17 protein-coding genes are annotated in these 17,812 nt (G+C 61.4%); 6 read left to right on the forward strand and 11 right to left on the reverse strand.

Going from position 1 to position 17,812, the window contains the following annotated elements; all coding sequences use genetic code 11:
• Positions 1–3: 3 nt before the first annotated feature.
• Genes NFR47_RS07940 through NFR47_RS07950 form a run of 3 tightly spaced genes read left to right on the forward strand, consistent with a single transcriptional unit; the run spans position 4 to position 2,541 of the window.
• Positions 4–981, forward strand: a complete 978-nt coding sequence (locus tag NFR47_RS07940) for a M23 family metallopeptidase (RefSeq protein ID WP_251215043.1) — start codon at positions 4–6, stop codon at positions 979–981.
• Between the two features lie 2 nt (positions 982–983).
• Complete coding sequence (locus tag NFR47_RS07945; protein ID WP_251215044.1) at positions 984–1,934, forward strand: M23 family metallopeptidase; 951 nt, start codon at positions 984–986, stop codon at positions 1,932–1,934.
• Between the two features lie 4 nt (positions 1,935–1,938).
• Positions 1,939–2,541 (forward strand): HAD family hydrolase, encoded by a 603-nt coding sequence (locus NFR47_RS07950; protein WP_251215045.1) that lies wholly within the window; start codon positions 1,939–1,941, stop codon positions 2,539–2,541.
• 4 nt (positions 2,542–2,545) lie between these two features.
• On the opposite strand, the gene NFR47_RS07955 is transcribed toward NFR47_RS07950, so the two are convergent.
• The gene (locus tag NFR47_RS07955; RefSeq protein ID WP_251215046.1) at positions 2,546–5,686 is read right to left on the reverse strand and encodes a UvrD-helicase domain-containing protein; all 3,141 of its coding nucleotides are present in this window, start codon (positions 5,684–5,686) and stop codon (positions 2,546–2,548) included.
• A 112-nt stretch (positions 5,687–5,798) separates the two neighbouring features.
• On the opposite strand from NFR47_RS07955, the gene NFR47_RS07960 reads away from it, so the two are divergent.
• Complete coding sequence (locus tag NFR47_RS07960; protein ID WP_251215047.1) at positions 5,799–6,548, forward strand: GIN domain-containing protein; 750 nt, start codon at positions 5,799–5,801, stop codon at positions 6,546–6,548.
• Position 6,549: 1 nt separating this feature from the next.
• Positions 6,550–9,396, forward strand: a complete 2,847-nt coding sequence (locus tag NFR47_RS07965) for a PD-(D/E)XK nuclease family protein (RefSeq protein WP_251215048.1) — start codon at positions 6,550–6,552, stop codon at positions 9,394–9,396.
• A 145-nt stretch (positions 9,397–9,541) separates the two neighbouring features.
• On the opposite strand, the gene tsf is transcribed toward NFR47_RS07965, so the two are convergent.
• The 10 genes from tsf to mce all read right to left on the reverse strand — a co-directional run bounded on the left by tsf (position 9,542) and on the right by mce (position 17,091).
• Positions 9,542–10,372: a translation elongation factor Ts gene (tsf, locus tag NFR47_RS07970; RefSeq protein ID WP_251215049.1), complete on the reverse strand. Its 831-nt coding sequence runs from the start codon at positions 10,370–10,372 to the stop codon at positions 9,542–9,544.
• Between the two features lie 103 nt (positions 10,373–10,475).
• A complete protein-coding gene (rpsB, locus tag NFR47_RS07975; protein ID WP_251215050.1) occupies positions 10,476–11,345 on the reverse strand; it encodes a 30S ribosomal protein S2 in 870 nt (289 codons plus the stop codon).
• 214 nt (positions 11,346–11,559) lie between these two features.
• On the reverse strand, positions 11,560–11,946 hold the full coding sequence (rpsI, locus tag NFR47_RS07980) for a 30S ribosomal protein S9 (protein ID WP_251215051.1): 387 nt from the start codon (positions 11,944–11,946) through the stop codon (positions 11,560–11,562).
• A 5-nt stretch (positions 11,947–11,951) separates the two neighbouring features.
• On the reverse strand, positions 11,952–12,407 hold the full coding sequence (gene rplM, locus NFR47_RS07985) for a 50S ribosomal protein L13 (protein WP_251215052.1): 456 nt from the start codon (positions 12,405–12,407) through the stop codon (positions 11,952–11,954).
• Positions 12,408–12,545: 138 nt separating this feature from the next.
• Entirely contained in the window at positions 12,546–12,974 is a 429-nt protein-coding gene (locus tag NFR47_RS07990) for a DUF3592 domain-containing protein (protein WP_251215053.1), read from the reverse strand.
• A 68-nt stretch (positions 12,975–13,042) separates the two neighbouring features.
• Positions 13,043–14,254, reverse strand: coding sequence for a sodium ion-translocating decarboxylase subunit beta (locus tag NFR47_RS07995; RefSeq protein ID WP_251215054.1), 1,212 nt, complete (start codon positions 14,252–14,254; stop codon positions 13,043–13,045).
• A gap of 4 nt (positions 14,255–14,258) precedes the next feature.
• On the reverse strand, positions 14,259–14,720 hold the full coding sequence (locus NFR47_RS08000; protein WP_251215055.1) for a biotin/lipoyl-containing protein: 462 nt from the start codon (positions 14,718–14,720) through the stop codon (positions 14,259–14,261).
• 9 nt (positions 14,721–14,729) lie between these two features.
• The gene (locus NFR47_RS08005; RefSeq protein ID WP_251215056.1) at positions 14,730–15,086 is read right to left on the reverse strand and encodes an OadG family protein; all 357 of its coding nucleotides are present in this window, start codon (positions 15,084–15,086) and stop codon (positions 14,730–14,732) included.
• A 15-nt stretch (positions 15,087–15,101) separates the two neighbouring features.
• The gene (locus NFR47_RS08010) at positions 15,102–16,667 is read right to left on the reverse strand and encodes an acyl-CoA carboxylase subunit beta (RefSeq protein WP_251215057.1); all 1,566 of its coding nucleotides are present in this window, start codon (positions 16,665–16,667) and stop codon (positions 15,102–15,104) included.
• 13 nt (positions 16,668–16,680) lie between these two features.
• A complete protein-coding gene (mce, locus tag NFR47_RS08015; RefSeq protein ID WP_251215058.1) occupies positions 16,681–17,091 on the reverse strand; it encodes a methylmalonyl-CoA epimerase in 411 nt (136 codons plus the stop codon).
• Between the two features lie 259 nt (positions 17,092–17,350).
• On the opposite strand from mce, the gene NFR47_RS08020 reads away from it, so the two are divergent.
• A complete protein-coding gene (locus NFR47_RS08020; RefSeq protein WP_251215059.1) occupies positions 17,351–17,809 on the forward strand; it encodes a thioredoxin domain-containing protein in 459 nt (152 codons plus the stop codon).
• Positions 17,810–17,812 lie beyond the last annotated feature (3 nt).

Consider the following 17,812-nt stretch of genomic DNA (forward strand, 5'->3'; position numbering starts at 1 on the left):
AGGATGAAGCAAAAACCAGAGACACCTGCCGCCGCAGGGCGCGAGGCGCGCGAAACCGCCAAGGCACCGCTCCGGCTGAGAATCTACCGCATACTGCGCAAGGTACTCATCGGATTCATCCTTGTGTCGATAGCCAACGTGGTCTTTTCGCAGTTCTTCTACACCCCCAAAATGTACCGCATCAACCGCCGCAACCGCGAACTGATGATCCGGTACCGCATCCTCCAGGACCGCATCCGCACGGCCCAGAGCCGCGTGGACGAAATACGCCACCGCGACAACCACGTCTACCGCTCGCTCTTCTCGACCGACACCCTGGCGGAAGCCGACCGCCCCTACCCCGACGCGAAATACGCGCCGATGGCCGACGACGAATTCGCACCGCTGATGATAGGGACGTGGAAACAACTGGACGCACTGGCCCGCACGCTCTACCAGGAATCGGTCTCGTTCGACGAACTGCAAGTGCTTTCCAAGGACAAGGCACGGCTGGCGGCGGCCATCCCGGCCATCTGGCCCATCGACCGCAAGGCCCTGCACGGCGACCATATCGGAGCCTTCAACCCGCGCCGCATGCACCCGATCTACCACCGCATCATCGCCCACCTGGGCATCGACCTGGGCTGCGACCGCGGAACCCCGGTCTATGCCACGGGCGACGCCACGGTGCAGAAAGTGGACATCGGAGAACCCACGCGCGGCTACGGCAAACAAATCCTGCTGAACCACAAGTTCGGCTACCAGACCCGCTATGCGCACCTGAGCAAGATACTCGTGAAACCCGGCGACAAGGTCCTGCGCGGCCAGGTCATCGGCGAAACGGGCAACACGGGCGGCTCGACGGCGCCCCACCTCCACTACGAAGTCATCCGCAGGGGCACGCCCGTCAATCCGGTCAACTACTTCAACCGCAACATGACCTACGACGAATACGACCGGTTCATGGAACGGATGCGCGAAACGAACTTTGAAATCATGTAACCATGCCCGGCAAAAAAGACCTTGAAAAACTCCGCAGGCACAAGCGCCGCCGCCAACGCATCATCCGCGGGACGGTGCAGTTCTTCGTGTGGACGGGTGTGGCGGTGATCTACTACACGGGATTCTCGCTCTTCTTCGACACGCCGCTCGAATACATGCTCAAGCACTCGACCGACGGGCTGCGCGACGAATACAAGACGCTGACGGCACGCTACGATTCGCTGACGATGGTGCTGGACAACCTCTCGGAACGCGACCGCAACGTGTTCCGCATCCTCTTCGAGTCGGATCCCTACGAATCGGAAGCCGAAATCCGAAGCCGCGAAAACGCCAGCTACGAAGCACTCGTCGAGCACCCGACGCGCCAGCTCAAACGCGACCTGCGGCAGAGCACCGAAGAACTGGAACGGCGGCTCGAAGAACTCAACCACACCTACCACGACTTGCAGGCGCTGATCGATTCGACCGGGACGGCGAGCCACAACATACCGGCCATCCAACCCGTCATCAACAAACAGCTTACCCTGCTGACAGCCTCCTACGGCATGCGTTTCCACCCGTTCTACAAGACGCTCCAGTCGCACCAGGGCGTCGACTACACCATCCCCGAGGGGTCGCGCGTATTCGCCACGGCCGACGGCACGGTGCGCGACGTGCTGGAACGCAACTCGACCTCGGGCCGCACGGTGGTCATCGACCACGGCAACGGCTACGAAACCTCGTACAGCCACCTGTCGCAAATCAACGTCCGCAAGGGACAGCAGGTGCGGCGCGGCGACATCATCGCCCGCTCGGGCGACACGGGTCTCTCGCTGGCCCCCCACCTCCACTACGAAGTGCGCTACAAGGCCATGCGGGTCGACCCGATCCACTACTTTTTCATGGAACTCACACCGGGCGAATACCGGCGTCTGATGCACATCGCCCAGTCGGGCATGCAGTCGTTCGACTAACCCGATGGAAGGCCCGGTCAAACTGATTCTGCTGGACTTCGACGGCACGCTGGCCGACACGCGGCGGGCCAATGCGCTGGCCTACGCGGCCACGCTGCGGGAAGCGGGCTACCCGCTGACCGAGGAAGAATACCTCGGCCGCTATTTCGGAGTGCGGTGCGACGAATTCCTGCGCAGCTACGGCATCGCCGACCCGGCCGAGCGCGAACGGCTACGGCTGCGGAAAATCGAACTCTATCCTGCGTTTTTCGACACGGTGGAACTCAACCGGCCGCTGTGGGAATTCTGCCGCCAGTTCCGGCGGCAGGGCGGACGGGTATGGATCGTCTCGACGGGCAGCCGGGCCAATATCGACAACGCGATGGCCCACTTGGGCATCGGCGGACCGGAGACGTCCGAAGCCCGATGCCCCGCAGGCCGGGTCGACGGCATACTGGCCGGACCCGACGTCGCGCGAAGCAAGCCCGCCCCCGACTGCTTCCTGGAAGCGATGCGCCGCGAGGGGGTCACGCCCCGCGAAACGCTCATCTTCGAGGATTCGGCCGTGGGGCTCGAAGCCGCCCGGGCTTCCGGGGCCGCGTACATCCGAGTGACGCTGCCGGAATAGCGCCCTACACCACCCTTTCGATTTTGCCGAGCCGGACGAACCAGAGGTAACCCTCGGTGCGGGCATACCCCATGTCGCGCAGGAGCGCGCAATATTCCTCAATCTGGCGCTTGTAACGGGCGGTGTCGTGCTCGCCGAACTTGTAATCGACGACCACGGCCCGGTCGCCGCAGGTCATCACGCGGTCGGGGCGGCGCGGCGAACCCTCGCCCGGCAGGATGATTTCCTGCTCGTTGCGCACCTGCTGCCACGGTCCGTCGAACCACTCGCGCACAACCGGGTCGGCCAGCGCCTGGCCGATCATCCGGCGAAGCTGCGCGGCGTCGGCGGCCGAAAGCGTGCCGTCGTGCTCCATCCGCGCCACGGCCCGCCCGATTTCCGCGGTGTCCGCCGCATCCTCGAACGCCCGGTGCATCAGAATACCGAAATCGCGCGGCGAAAGGGCGGCATCCGACCCCGGCTCGAAATAGCGCTGCGACGGCAGCCGCAACCGCAGGTCGGCCTGCGCCGTGGGATAATTCTCCAGCACGACGTGCCGGACCTCGCCCCCCTTGCGGAGCGAATCGGCCGGACCCGCGAACTCGCCGAACTCGAAACGCTCGGAAGCCTCGCCGCACGAGTAACGGCCCGTCATATCGCCGAGCAGCGCCCTATCGCCGTCGACGGCAAGGTGTTCGAGCAGCAGCGACCCGACGTGGCGGCTGCCCCGCCGGGGAATGAAGAGATGGAGCGATTCGGCGGCACGCGTCAGCGCCACGTAGAGCAGATTGATATTGTCGACATGCGAATAGACCGTCTCGCGGTAGAACTCCTCGGAGAAACCCGATTCGGCCATCGCCTTCTTGAACCTGACCGGGAAGCGCCCCGCTCCGGCGGCTTCGCCCTGCGCCTCGGCCCACACGATGTTCTGCACCCCGCCCCCGGACTTGGGGTCGAGCTGCCACGAACAATAGGGAATCAACACCGCCTTGTTTTCCAGCCCCTTGGCCTTATGGATGGTGATGATTTCGACCGCCTGCTCGCTGCGGCCGACGCTCAGCGAACGGGCCGAACCCTGCTCCTCCCACCAGGCGAGAAAAAGCGGGATGTCGGCTACCTTGTTGGCGCAGAACGCGATAATCTGCTCGTGGATGGCTTGCAGGTAGGCCGTCTGCAAACGGTCCTGCTGAAGGTCGTACTCCATGACGATGCGCTCGAACGCCTCCTCGGGCGAGAGCAGGCGGACCGAACGGAAGAACGCCCGCTCGGCATCGGAGAGCGGAGCATCGAAATCGCGGCCGAGGCAGCGGTTGAGAATGGCGCGGCTGAGCCGGTCGCCGGCATTGAGCGCCAGCCGCAAGGCCGCCGCGACGAACGAGCTGACGGGCGCGTTGCCGATGACGAGCGCTTCCTGCGTCATGACGTCGAAACGGTAGCGGGGGTCGGTGTTGCGGCTCTTGAAGTCGAGCAGTTCGGCGGCGATTCGGGCCCCGTCGGTGGCGCCGCGCACCAATATCATGATGTCGGCCGGGCGGAAACCGCGGTCGAGCAGTTCGCAGAGCCGCTCCACGACGGGCGGCCGCTCGTCGAAGGTCTCGACCGAGACGTACCCGTCGACCGGCGCCTTGCGGCGGGGCGTCTGCACCTGCCCGCGGTAAGCGTCGGCCAGCGTATCGCGCAGTTCGTCCGCCGCGGCAGCAGCGACATCGCCCCGGGCGGCCGCTTCGGCGAGCTGTCCGTTGAGCGCCGCATTGTCGGCGGCCACGACGCAGTCGATTATCCGGTTGTTGAACCCCACGACCACGGGCAGACTGCGCCAGTTCTCCTCCAGCATCTTCACCTCGGTGTTCCCCTCGCCCAGCGCGCGGCGCGCCCCCTCGTGGAGAATCCGCCAGTCGCCGCCCCGCCAACGGTAAATCGACTGCTTGATGTCGCCCACGATGAGCACCGAAGTCTCCTCGCTCTGTGCCATGGCGTTCTGCAACAAGGGCAGGAAATTCTCCCACTCGCGCACCGACGTGTCCTGGAACTCGTCGATCATGAAGCGCTCGAAGCGGTTGCCGACCTTCTCGTAGATGAACGGCGCATCGTTGTGGCCGATGAACTCCGCAAGCAGGTATTTGGTTTCGGAGAGCAGCATCATGTTCTGCTCGTCGCAAAGCCGCTGCACCTGCGCATAGAGGTCCGACAGGAGGGCGAAACTGCGATAGTTCTCGCGCAGCAGGTCGCAGGTGTTCCACGAACGGAGGTTCTGCGCATAGAGCCCGCACATGTGCTGCAACAGCGGCCGGAGCTGCCCGACGAGCGGCTCGGCAGGCGAACCCTTGGCGCACCAGCCGTCGGCCGTGGCGCTCATCTTCAGCACGGTGGCGGAGGGAGCTTTCAGTTCTCCGGCAGCCACGACATAGAACCAGTGGGCGAAACTACGGCTCTTGCCCGAAAAATCCGTGGCGGAAAGCCCTGCCGCGCCGATAAGCTGCACGGCCTGCGCAGCCGTCTGCTGCAACTCCCGCTTGGAGGCCTCGGCATGGGCCGCAGCACGGTGAACGATACGCCGCAGCTCCTCCTTGGACCGGGGAGCGGAGAGCGTCGGGCGGTTCTTCTCCTTGAAAAGCTCGCCGCCCAAGGAGAGAATGCCGTCGCGGACGTCCCATTTGCGCCCCTCGTCGATACGCTCCTCGACGAAACCGGTCATCCAGCGCAGCAGGTCGCGGTCGGCCGTGATGGCCTCGATAAGCGTATCGGCGCTCTTGGCGAGCACCGAAGCGGTTTCGATTTCGACGTTGTAATCGAGGTCGATGCCCAGCTCCTTGATGAAAGCCCGCAGAATGCGCTGGAAAAAAGTGTCGATGGTGAGGACCGTGAAACGCGAATAATCGTGGAGAATCCGGGCCCGGGCCTCGGCCGCCCGCTTCTGCACGGTGCGGGCGTCGAGCCGGAGCTCCCGGCACAAGTCGGCGGCATAGGCACTCGGCCCGCCGGACGCGAGCAGGTGTATCTCCTTGAGAATACGCGACTTCATCTCCTCGGTAGCCTTGTTGGTGAAGGTCACGGCGAGGATATGGCGGTAGAGCGACGGCTGCTGCACCACGTCGCGCACGTACTTGTAGGCCAGCTGGTAGGTCTTGCCCGACCCGGCGCTGGCATTGAGGATTCTGGCCCGCATGGGAAACGATGGATGTTCGGAAAGCGTAAAAGTACGAAACAAATCCCGAACGGCAAGGCGCTGTTCGCGATAATTTTCGTAATTTAGCGACCTGAACAGAAAAAGCCACACCATGAAACACCCGATTCTGAGCGCCATGGCGCTGCTGATGATGTGCACCGCCCATGCGCAGGCGGAATTCGAGACGCAGGCTTCGGTCGGCCGGGCGAGCACGCTGCCCGTATCGCCCACCGAACGCAGCGAATGGCTCGCGTCGTTCACGGCCGTGGAGGTCGACGCCTCGGTCGACCTCCTGTTCGTGCGGACGCCCGACAACAAGGCGCCCCGCATCGTCTACGACACCAAGGGCGATTCGACGACCAAGTTCCGCGCCGAAATCAAGAACCAGACCCTCCGCATCCGCGAACGCGCCGACATACACCGCCGCGACCGCACGATTGTGACGGTCTACTACACGACGCTGGAATCGCTGCGCCTGACCGACGCGACGGTACGCTTCGAGGGGCCGCTGAAAGCCAGGCTGTTCGACCTGGCGGTAGGCGCCCGGTCGAGCGTGGAAGCCGAAATCGACGTTCAGGACCTGATGATGGACCTCTCGGGCGAGGAGAGCCGCGCGAAACTCCACGGGCAGGTACGCTATCTGACGCTCTTTGCGTCGACGGGAGTAGCCGACGCGGCCGGAGTGGTCTGCGAAACGGCCCGCGTAGTGGCCCGCAACAAGGCCCGTGTGAGCGTCGACGCCATCGAACGGCTGGAAGCCAGGGCCACGAGCGGCGCGAAAATCGACTACAAGACGGAACCCAAGCTGCTGCGTTTCAGCCAGTCGACGCCGTGGTTCCCGTCGGACGAAAAAGAGAAATAGGATGGCCGCGCCGGGATTTCTGGAAGAAGTGGCCCGCGACCTCCACGCACGCTACGGCGCGGAGCTGAGCGACCGGACCATCCTGTTTCCGTCGCGGCGCGCACGGCTGTTCTTCACCGACGCCCTGAGCCGGATTGCGGACCGGCCCATGTGGCAGCCGGCGTGGACCACGATCGACTGCCTGACAACCGAAATCTCGGGGCTCGAAACGGGCGACCGCCTGCGGCTCATCGCCGAACTCTACAAGGTCTATTCGCAGTACCACGACGAAGCGTTCGACAAATTCTACTTCTGGGGCGAGATGCTCCTGGCCGACTTCGACACCATCGACAAATACCGCATCGACGCCCGGCAGCTATTCCGCAACCTGTCGGAAATCAAGGAACTGGAAGCCGACATATCGTATCTGACGCCTGCCCAGCTGCAAATCCTGAGCTTCTGGTCGTCGCTGGGCCCCGAAGCCGACCTGTCGGAGGAGAAACGCCGCTTCCTGGCAATCTGGAAGACGCTGGGGCCCATCTACGAACGCTACCGCGAACGGCTGGCCGCGCTGGGCATCGCCTACGGGGGCATGGTACAGCGCGCCGCGGCCGAGAAAATCGAAGCGGGCGACTATGCGTTTCCGGAACCCCGGCGCTACGTGGTGGCGGGATTCAACGCACTGTCGGAATGCGAGAAAATCCTGTTCCGGTTCCTCGCCACGACGGCCGAAACCGACTTCTACTGGGACTACGACACCTATTATAAAACGAATCCCGAGCAGGAAGCGGGCATGTTCGTGCGCGAAAACATGGCGCTTTTTCCGCCGCGCGCGGAACTCTCGCACGACGGCATGGCCCTGCCCAAGGAACTGACCGTGGTTTCGGCGGTGTCGAATGCCGTGCAATGCAAATACGCCGCGGAAATCCTGCGCGAATATGCCCGGCAGGCGCCTTTGGACAAACGGACGGCGGTGGTGCTGACCGACGAAAATCTGCTGCTGCCGCTGCTCTACGCGCTGCCCGCAGAAGCGGGCAAGGTCAATGTGACGATGGGCTATCCGCTCAAACAGACGCTGGCCTACACCTTTGTGGAACGGCTGGTGGCGCTGCAAGCCCGCCGCCGGAGCAAAGGGACGGAAACGACTTTCTATCACGCGGACGCGACGGGACTGCTGAACCATCCCTATGTTTCGGGGTGCGACGAAGCGCTGACCCGCACGCTGTCGGAGGAGATAGCCGACGAACGCCGGATTTCGGTCGACGCCGCGTGGCTGGGCCGCAACGACCTGCTGCGAAGTGTCTTCCGCCCTGCCGAAAGCTGGCAGGAACTCTCCGACTGGCTGCTGGAAGTCATCGGCGCGGTGGCCCGGATGCCCTATGCCGGAGACGACGCTGGCCAACGGACCGAATTCCTGGCAGTCATCGCCGAAGAAATCCACAAACTGCGCAACTCGCTCGAAACCTGCGGCATACCCATCGAAACAGAAACCTATGCCTCGCTGCTGCGCCGCCACCTCCAAACGCTCCGCATTCCGTTCGAGGGCGAACCGCTGGAGGGACTGCAGGTAATGGGCATCCTGGAAACCCGCAACCTCGACTTCGAGAACGTGGTCATCCTCTCGATGAACGACGACAACTTCCCGGGCAACCGCATGGCGCAGGCGTCGTTCATCCCCTACAACCTGCGGGCGGCCTTTGCGCTGCCGACGCCCGAACACCACGAAGGGGTCTTCGCCTACTATTTCTATCGGCTGATTCAGCGGGCGCAGCGCGTGCACATGCTCTACTGCTCGCATGCCGACGAAAAATCGACGGGCGAACCGAGCCGCTACATCTATCAGCTCGAATACGAAAGCGGAATTCCGGTGCGGCGAACCGAAGTGGGCGTCGATGTGAACCTGGCGCAGACAGCCCCCATCGAAGTGGGCAAAGACGCGCGGACGCTGGAACGGCTCGAACGCTTCGTCGACCCCGAAAACCCGGCGACCCTCTCGCCGACGGCCTTTTTCCGCTATGTGGCCTGCCCGCTGCGCTTCTATTTCCACTCGGTGGCGCGGCTCACCCCCGACGACGAAGTGACCGAAGAAGTCGACGCCCCGATGTTCGGCACGATACTGCATGCGGCGGCCCAAAAACTCTACGGCCGCATCGTAGGCGAAGCCCATCCGGGCGAAACCCTGCGGGCGATGATCCGCACGGACGAAGCGACGCGCGCAGTGACCGAAGCGATCAACGAAAACTACCTGCGCGACGCGGACGCGACGCCGGAAGAATACACGGGCGACCTGCTGCTGGTCAAAGACATCGTAACGCGCTACCTGCGCGGCGGCATCATGCGCCACGACGCGGCGCACGACGCATTCACGACCACGGGGCTGGAACACGAAGTCGCCTATGCCTTTCCGTTCGAGGCGGCGGGCCGGAAACTGCAACTCAAATTCGCCGGAATCGCCGACCGCATCGACCGGCTGGACGACGGGACGCTGCGCGTGGTGGACTACAAGACGGGAGCGCCGCATCTGGAATTCGCAGGCATCGAAAGTCTCTTCCGCGGCGAGGGGAAACAACGGCTCTCCAACATTCTCCAAACCCTGCTCTACGCCATGATGCTCTACCATTCGCAGGGGTGCGACGCCCGCCCGGCGCTTTACTATGTCCGCAACATGCACCGGGAGGACTACGCGCCGGAACTGGACGACAAACAACTGGGGCAGCGAGGAACGCCCTACTCGGCATACGCCGCGCCGTTCGAGGAACTGCTGCGCACCACGCTGGCCGAACTCTACGACCCCGCCGTACCGTTCCGGCAGTGCGAGGACCCCGACACGTGCAAATTCTGCGACTTCAACGTAATCTGCAAACGATAAAAAGGCAGGCCGGACCCGAAAGAATCCAGGCCGGCAAGCCCTGCCCTATCCAGACGACCACCCCTCCGCCCGACGGAATCCGCAAAACAAAACGCCGGAACTTCCTTTCCTCGGAAGCTCCGGCGTTTCAATAAACGGCCGACGGCTACTCGCCCAGCGCGAAACGCTTGTAAGCGATGACCGTAGCGTCCTTGTCAGCCTTGCGGATGAACTCGGCGATGGTCTCCTTCTCGCCGACGACGCACTGGTTCAGAAGCGTATTCTCCTCGAAGAACTTGCGCATCTTACCCTCGGCGATCTTCTCGAGAATCTCGTCGGGCTTGTTGGCGTTCTTGGGGTCCTGCTTCATGGCCTCGACAGCGATCTGACGCTCGTGAGCGACCACGTCGGCGGGGCAATCGGCCACGTCGATGGCGATGGGCGCCATAGCCGTAGCCTGCATGGCGACAGCGTGGGCGACCTCCTCGGGCACAGCCTTGTTGAAACCGAGCACCGTACCCAACTTCTTGTTGAAGTGGACGTAAGCGGTGCAGTAGGGAGCCTCGATGCGGGCATAGTAGGCCAGCTCGATTTTCTCGCCCGTCTGACCCGACTTCTCGGTCACCATCTCCTCGACGGTATGGCCCTCGGCGTTCTTGGTAGCCAGGAGCGCATCGCGGTCGGCAGCGTCGGCAGCGACCGCAACCTCCAACATGGCGTTGGCGGAAGCGGCGTACTCGGCATTCTGAGCCACGAAGTCGGTCTCGCAGGCGAGGCAGAGGATATAAGCCTTGCCACCCACGATTTTAGTCACGACAACGCCCTCGGTAGCGGTACGGTCGGCGCGCTTGGCAACGACGAGCTTACCCTTTTCGCGGATAATATCCTGTGCGCGGTTGTAATCGCCCTCCGCCTCGATGAGTGCCTTCTTGCAATCCATCATGCCGGCACCCGTCATCTTGCGGAGCTTCATCACATCGGCAGCTTTGATTTCCATAATTGTCTGAATTTAAGATTTACGTTCGTTTGCATGACCTTCTCCTGCCTCGGCAAAACCCAAGCCAACCTGGGCGCCGCCCCGGCAAGAGAAAAAGCCCGTGTTACTCCTCCGCAGCGGCTGCGGGCTCCTCGTAGGAAGTTTCGACAGCGGCGACAACCTCCTTGACAGCCTCCTCCTCGGCATCAACGGTAGCTTTGACAGCCTTCTTGATGCGGGGTTTGGCTTCCTTCTTGGCAGCTTCACCTGCGGCCTCGGCCTCCTGGGTCTCCTTCTCCTTTTCGAGCTTGCGCTCCTCGAGACCCTCGGCCAACGCGGCGCACATGGCCTCTACGACCACGGCGATCGACTTGGTGGCATCGTCATTTGCAGGGATTACGTAATCAATGTCGGTCGGATCACAACAAGTATCAACCATTGCAAAGACGGGGATGCTCAAACGCTTGGCCTCCTTGACGGCGTTGGCCTCCTTCTGAACGTCGACGACGAACAGAGCGGCGGGCAGACGCGTGAGGTCGGCGATGGAACCGAGGTTCTTTTCGAGCTTCGCACGCTGGCGTGCGATCTGGAGCTTCTCGCGCTTGGAGAAGTTATCGAACGTGCCGTCGGCGGTCATCTTGTCGATGGTCGCCATCTTCTTGACGGCTTTACGTATGGTGGGGAAGTTTGTCAGCATACCGCCGGCCCAACGCTCTGTAACGTAAGGCATACCGACGGCTGCCACCTTTTCGGCAACGATTTCCTTGGCTTGTTTCTTGGTGGCGACGAACAGCACGCGGCGACCGCTCTTGGCGATCTGCTTGATGGCTGCGGCAGCCTCATCGATCTTCAGCACGGTCTTGTGCAGGTCGATGATATGGATGCCGTTCTTCTCCATGAAGATGTAGGGAGCCATTTTGGGGTTCCACTTACGCTTCAGGTGACCGAAATGGGCGCCGGCCTCCAACAATGTATTAAAATCTGTACGTGACATTTTCGATTCGTAATTAAAACTGATTCTAATTCTCTTTTCAACAACTCCGCGAGTAGCGGTCCTTAGGGCCGGTCCCCGGAGTTTTCCGCGGCGCGGCAACCGAGAGGCAGTACCTATTTATTATATAAGATTCTTCGCTGTGCTCAGAATGACATAACCAAGGCAATCCCTGCGGTTTGAAACCGACGCCGTACATGCCGAAATTCCGGTCGTACTAACGCTTGCTGAACTGGAACTTGCGGCGTGCTCCGGGCTGACCGGGCTTCTTACGCTCAACCTCGCGGGGATCGCGGGTGAGGAAACCTGCCTTCTTGAGCGTGGGACGCATCTCGGCGTCGATCTCGCACAATGCGCGAGCGATACCCAGACGTGCGGCCTCGGCCTGACCCTTGATACCACCGCCATCGAGGTTGATGGTGATGTCGTAATTCTCGGCGGTGTTGGTAGCCAACAGGGGCTGCTTCACCTGGAACTGGAGAATTTCGAGGGGGAAATAAGCGGCGAGTTCCTTGCGGTTGATGGTAATCTGACCCTTGCCCGGCTTCACGTATACGCGAGCCACAGCGGCCTTGCGACGACCTACGGTGTTTACAACTTCCATAACGCTTACTTAATCTCGTTTAACTTGATACTCTTGGGGTTCTGTGCGGCGTGCGGATGCTCGGCGCCTGCATAGACCTTCAGATTTTTCAACAGCACGGCACCCAGACGCGTGCGGGGCAGCATGCCCTTGACGGCCTTTTCAACCAGGAAAGTAGGTTTCTTGGCGAGGTAATCGGCCGGAGTAGCGAAACGCTGACCGCCGGGATACCCCGTGTGACGCGTGTAGACCTTGTCGGTCATTTTCTTGCCCGTGAGCTTCACCTTGTCCGCGTTGACGACGATGACGTAGTCGCCGCAGTCGACGTGGGGCGTGTAGCTGGGCTTGTTCTTGCCGCGGAGGATCTTGGCCACCTGCGAAGCAAGACGTCCCAATACCTCGTTCGTAGCATCGATCACCACCCATTCCTTGGCGACGGTCGAAGCATTGGCCGAGATAGTCTTGTAGCTTAATGAATCCACTGTTTTACGTTTAGTTTAACTTGTTTGTAATCCGTTTCCCGCACTACGCGGGTGCGCAAAGGTACGAAAAAATATTCACCCGGCAAACCGCACGGCGAAAAATTGCGGCGCCGGGTGAAAAAAAGAAGCCCTGCGAACCTAACGGCGATACGGACGAGGGCGAATTCTTCTGATTTTCAGATTTTTTGCGCTATCGCGTGCCGGACGGTTACGGGCGGGGTCGCCGGGCAGATAACAAACCGCGATGGAATCGCCCTTGCGCACGCCGACGGACGCGGAACCGAGCCGGTGGGAATCCTCGAACTCCTGCCCGCCGACCGAAAAACGGTAGTCGAGGTAATGGACCGTCACCTTTTCGCGGCGCGAAGTGCGCCGGGTGACCCGCCGGGTGCGGTACTCGGTCTTGGTGTAAATACGGGTCACGACGCCCATCGTTTCGACGCCCTCTTTCTTGAAACGGCCGTTGAGCCAAAAGGCATAGCCCGAACCGACGGCGAGGGCGGCGACCAAAGCCGCAAGCGCCCCGCGCCAAACACCGCGCCACGTTCGGGAAGCGGAATTTTCCATGGACAAAAACGAACTTTAATGAAAAAGGGGCGGACCCAAATCCACCCCTATCGAAACAACGCCCCGGACTAACCCAGGAACGAAAGCAGAATACCTGCGGCCACGGCCGAACCGACGACGCCGGCGACGTTGGGTCCCATGGCGTGCATCAGCAGATAGTTGCCCGGATCGGCTTTCTGCCCCTCGGTCTGCGACACGCGGGCGGCCATCGGCACGGCCGAAACGCCTGCCGAACCAATCAGCGGGTTGATTTTGTTGCCCTCCTTGCAGAAGCAGTTCATCAGCTTGGCCAACAGCACACCGCAGGCGGTGCCCAGCGCAAACGCGGCGACGCCCAGCACGAGGATGCCCAGCGTGCGGACATTCAGAAACGCCTCGGCAGTAGCCGTAGCACCGACCGTCAGACCGAGGAAGATGACCACGATGTTCATCAGCTCGTTCTGCACCGTCTTGCTCAGACGGTCGACAACACCGCACTCCTTCATCAAGTTACCGAGCATCAGACAGCCGATAAGCGGCGCGGCGCTGGGCAGTAACAGCGAAATGATGACAGCGATGATAATCGGAAAAAGGATACGCTCCAGTTTGGAAACGGGGCGCAGCGTGCTCATCTTGATTTTGCGCTCTTTCTCGGTCGTCAGCAGCCGCATGATGGGGGGCTGGATGACGGGAACGAGGGCCATGTAGGAATAAGCCGCCACGGCGATGGGACCCAGCAGCTCGGGCGAGAGCATCGAGGTGAGGTAGATGGCCGTAGGACCGTCGGCCCCGCCGATGATACCGATGGAACCTGCCTGCGCGGGCGAGAAACCCAGCGCGAACGCCCCGAGGAAGGTGACGAAGATACCGATTTGCGCCGCGGCCCCGAGCAGGAAACTCTTGGGATTGGCAATCAGCGGCCCGAAATCGGTCATGGCGCCGACGCCGACGAAAATCAAGCAGGGATAGATACCCAGCTTGACACCCAGATAGAGGTAGTCGAGCAACCCGGCATTGGCGACGAAGATGTCCCAATGCACGTGCCCGCCGGCGAAAAGCTCCGTGTGGTAGAGGTTGGCGCCGGGCAGGTTGGTGAGCAACATGCCGAACGCGATGGTGAAGAGCAGCAGCGGCTCGAACTTATGCCGGATGGCCAGGTACATGAGGAAGCAGGCGACGCCCAGCATGACGACGCTGCCCCACCCCATCGAGGAGAAGAAACCTGCGATACCCGTGGACTCGGCGAATTTGAGCAGGCTCTCCGATACGAAATCGGAACCTGCGGTCAGAAAACTCCACATAAGGCTACCCGATGACGATTAAGCTGTCGCCCTCCATGACGGTAGCGCCCTGCTGGATGAGAATCTCCTTGACCACACCGCCGCTCACGGCGTCGATATTGTTCTCCATCTTCATGGCTTCCAGCACGACGAGCGTCTGTCCGGCAGCGACGGTATCGCCGACAGCCACCTTGATGGCCAGCACCGTACCGGGCAGCGGGCACTTGACGACCGAACCGCCTGCGGAAGCCGCGGGTGCGATGCGCGGCGAAGGAGCCGCCGTGGAGGGAGTGATCATGCCGCTGTTGGCCTCGCGCGGTGCGGGAGCCACCTGCGGCCGCGAGGGTGCGGCGGCCGAAGCCCCGGCGATTTCGACCTCGTAGGGAGTGCCGTTGACGGTCACGTGGGCCACCGTCGAGGTTTCGTTGACCTCGTCGATCTGCACGTTATAATTTTGTCCGTTGATTTTCAGTGAGTAATCTTTCATTGCAATAAACTATTTACGGTCGGGCAACTGGGTGAGGCCGTGGATTTTGGAGTTCCACGGCGAATAGGCGCGCTTGATGCTGAGGATGGTCAGCACCTCGGATTCGCGGTCGTGCATGGCGCTGCGGTAAATCTTGAGCGCCGTGGCGATGGCAGCGATCTCCTCCTCGTGGACCTGCCCCTGCACGACGACACGCCCCGAGGGAGCGGCCGCGGGAGCAGCGGTCTGCCGGACGGTGAACACGTAGCCGAAGAGCTTCATGACGCCGACGAGCAGCACCAGCATGAAGAAGACCAGACAGACGCTGATGAGCGCCACCCACAACATTTCGGACCAGCCCCAGTCCGCTACTATCAACATTTTCATGGTTGCAGGATTGGGTTACAAAGGAATGTTGGAGTGCTTCTTGGCCGGATTCTGCAAACGCTTGGTAGCCAGCGACTGCAAGGCCCGGATGATGCGGAAGCGCGTGTTGCGCGGCTCGATGACGTCGTCGATGTAGCCGTAGCGGGCGGCGTTGTAGGGGTTGGAGAACTTGTCGTTGTACTCCTTCTCCTTCTCGGCGATGAAAGCGGCCTTCTCCTCGGGCTTGTCGGCAAGCTCCTTGAGCTCCTTGCCGTAGAGCACCTCGACGGCACCGCTGGCACCCATGACGGCGATTTCGGCCGACGGCCAGGCGTAGTTGATGTCGCCGCGGATGTGCTTGGACGACATGACGATGTAAGCACCGCCGTAAGCCTTGCGCAGGGTGATGGTAATCTTGGGAACCGTAGCCTCGCAGTAGGCGAAGAGCAGCTTGGCACCGTGGGTGATGACCCCGCCGTACTCCTGCGTGGTACCCGGCAGGAAGCCCGGCACGTCGACGAGCGTCACGATGGGGATGTTGAACGCGTCGCAGAACCGCACGAAACGGGCGGCCTTGCGGCTGGCGTTGATGTCGAGCACACCTGCCATGAACTTGGGCTGGTTGGCGATGATGCCGACCGACTGGCCGTTGAAGCGGGCGAAGCAGGTGATGATGTTCTTGGCGTAGCTTGCAGCCGATTCGAGGAACTCGCCGTTGTCGACGATGGCGCGAATGACTTCGGCCATGTCGTAGGGCTTGTTGGCACGGTCGGGGATGATTTCGTTGAGCGAATCCTCCAAACGGTCGATCTTATCGGTGCAGACAGCCAGCGGAGCATCCTCCATGTTGTTCTGCGGCATGTAGGAAAGCAGCTTCTTGATAAGCTCGATACCCTCCTCCTCGGTGTTGACGGCGAACTGGGCGACGCCGGACTTGGTGGTGTGCATCATGGCACCGCCCAACTGCTCCTGCGTCACGTCCTCGCCCGTCACGGTCTTGACGACCTTGGGACCCGTGAGGAACATGTTGGAAGTCTCCTTCTTCATGATGATGAAGTCGGTCAGCGCGGGCGAATAGACGGCACCGCCGGCGCAGGGGCCGAAGATGGCCGAAATCTGCGGGATGACGCCCGAAGCCATGACGTTGCGCTGGAAGATATTGGCATAACCGGCCAGGGCGTTGACACCCTCCTGGATACGTGCGCCGCCCGAATCGTTCATGCCGATGCAGGGGGCACCGTTGCGCATGGCCATGTCTATGACCTTGCAAATCTTATCGGACATGGACAGCGACAGCGAACCTGCCGTGACGGTGAAATCCTGTGCGAAGACGTAAACCAACCGCCCGCCGATGGTACCGTAACCCGTCACCACGCCGTCGCCGAACGCATGGCTCTTGTCCATGCCGAAGTCGTAGCAACGGTGCGTGACGAACATGTCGAACTCCTCGAAACTGCCCTCGTCCAGCAACATCCGGATACGCTCGCGGGCCGTGTACTTGCCCTTGGCGTGCTGGGCGTCGATACGCTTCTGACCGCCGCCGAGACGCGCGGTTTCGCGGTTCTCGATGAGCTTGTTGATCTTGTTCTGAATTTCGCTCATAGTCTTATACGGATTATTTGTTCTTGTTCTCGCACAACTCGGTCAGAATGCCCTGCGTGGACTTGGGATGCAGGAACGCGATGGTCATCCCCTCGGCACCCTTGCGGGGCGTCTTGTCGATCAGGCGGATGCCCTTGGCCTCGGCGTCGGCCAGCTGCTCCTCGATATTCTCGCAGGCGAGAGCCATGTGGTGGATGCCCACGCCGCGGTTCTCGATGTACTTGGCGATGGTCGATTCCTCGGAAGTGGGCTCCAGCAGCTCGATCTTGGTCTGGCCCAGCATGAAGAAAGCCGTGCGGACCTTCTGGTCGGCGACCTCCTCGATGGCGTAACACTTCAGACCCAGAACGCCCTCCCAATAGGGAATGGCCTCGTCGAGGCTCTTCACGGCGATGCCCAGATGCTCGATATGAGATACTTTCATGATAAGAATGAATTAAGATTTGATGATATTTTTGAACTGTAATTTACGGATTGTTATTTCACGCACACAAAGATAAGAAGAATATTCAGGAACCGCCAACATTTGAAACGGATTTTTTGTATTTAATTTTCAGTCCGTTCGTCGCCGAAATTATCCGGATTGCCGGATGGGCGGCGCACCGCGGCGCAGCAAAAAAATCGGCCGCACGGCAGAAAATGGCAAATAATTCGTATCTTCGCTTGACAAAACACCGGGCTCTATGAAAAAAACAGTGTTCGTATTGCTGGCGGCCCTGGCCGCAGCGGCCGCCGCCGGTCAGAATATCGCCCTGGGCGAACGGGCGCCGGAACCCAAAGTCCAGTGCTGGCTCGACGGCCGCCAGCCCGCCGAGGCGCCGATGACCTATGTGGAGTTCTTCCACTCGGCCAGCCGCAACTCGCTGGAGGCCATCCGCCACCTGCACCGCATTTCCGAAAAAATGGGCGACAGGCTGCGCATCGTGGTGCTCGTTCACGAACCCGAGGAGAAAATCGCACCCCTGCTGACGCCCTATCTGTCGGAACACCTGGGCGTAGGCTGCGACCCCAACGGCAAACTATTCACGGCCTACGACGTCCGCTACGTTCCGTTCGGGGTGCTCCTGGGCCCCCGCCACCGCGCGCTGTGGATGGGCAACACGCTGCAACTGACCCCCGAAATCATCGAGAAATCCAAATAACCC

The sequence above is a fragment of the Alistipes muris genome, from assembly GCF_943193205.1.
GTDB lineage: Bacteria > Bacteroidota > Bacteroidia > Bacteroidales > Rikenellaceae > Alistipes > Alistipes muris.

Bases quoted from the DNA above. Each gene is read 5' to 3' on its own strand.
- NFR47_RS07945 (WP_251215044.1), top strand. From the start codon at position 984: ATGCCCGGCAAAAAAGACCTTGAAAAACTCCGCAGGCACAAGCGCCGC.
- NFR47_RS07940 (WP_251215043.1), top strand. From the start codon at position 4: ATGAAGCAAAAACCAGAGACACCTGCCGCCGCAGGGCGCGAGGCGCGC.
- NFR47_RS07950 (WP_251215045.1), top strand. From the start codon at position 1,939: ATGGAAGGCCCGGTCAAACTGATTCTGCTGGACTTCGACGGCACGCTG.
- mce (WP_251215058.1), bottom strand. From the start codon at position 17,091: ATGAAAGTATCTCATATCGAGCATCTGGGCATCGCCGTGAAGAGCCTC.
- NFR47_RS07990 (WP_251215053.1), bottom strand. From the start codon at position 12,974: ATGGAAAATTCCGCTTCCCGAACGTGGCGCGGTGTTTGGCGCGGGGCG.
- NFR47_RS08005 (WP_251215056.1), bottom strand. From the start codon at position 15,086: ATGAAAATGTTGATAGTAGCGGACTGGGGCTGGTCCGAAATGTTGTGG.
- NFR47_RS07955 (WP_251215046.1), bottom strand. From the start codon at position 5,686: ATGCGGGCCAGAATCCTCAATGCCAGCGCCGGGTCGGGCAAGACCTAC.
- NFR47_RS08020 (WP_251215059.1), top strand. From the start codon at position 17,351: ATGAAAAAAACAGTGTTCGTATTGCTGGCGGCCCTGGCCGCAGCGGCC.
- NFR47_RS08010 (WP_251215057.1), bottom strand. From the start codon at position 16,667: ATGAGCGAAATTCAGAACAAGATCAACAAGCTCATCGAGAACCGCGAA.
- NFR47_RS07995 (WP_251215054.1), bottom strand. From the start codon at position 14,254: ATGTGGAGTTTTCTGACCGCAGGTTCCGATTTCGTATCGGAGAGCCTG.
- NFR47_RS08000 (WP_251215055.1), bottom strand. From the start codon at position 14,720: ATGAAAGATTACTCACTGAAAATCAACGGACAAAATTATAACGTGCAG.
- tsf (WP_251215049.1), bottom strand. From the start codon at position 10,372: ATGGAAATCAAAGCTGCCGATGTGATGAAGCTCCGCAAGATGACGGGT.
- rpsB (WP_251215050.1), bottom strand. From the start codon at position 11,345: ATGTCACGTACAGATTTTAATACATTGTTGGAGGCCGGCGCCCATTTC.
- rpsI (WP_251215051.1), bottom strand. From the start codon at position 11,946: ATGGAAGTTGTAAACACCGTAGGTCGTCGCAAGGCCGCTGTGGCTCGC.
- NFR47_RS07965 (WP_251215048.1), top strand. From the start codon at position 6,550: ATGGCCGCGCCGGGATTTCTGGAAGAAGTGGCCCGCGACCTCCACGCA.
- NFR47_RS07960 (WP_251215047.1), top strand. From the start codon at position 5,799: ATGAAACACCCGATTCTGAGCGCCATGGCGCTGCTGATGATGTGCACC.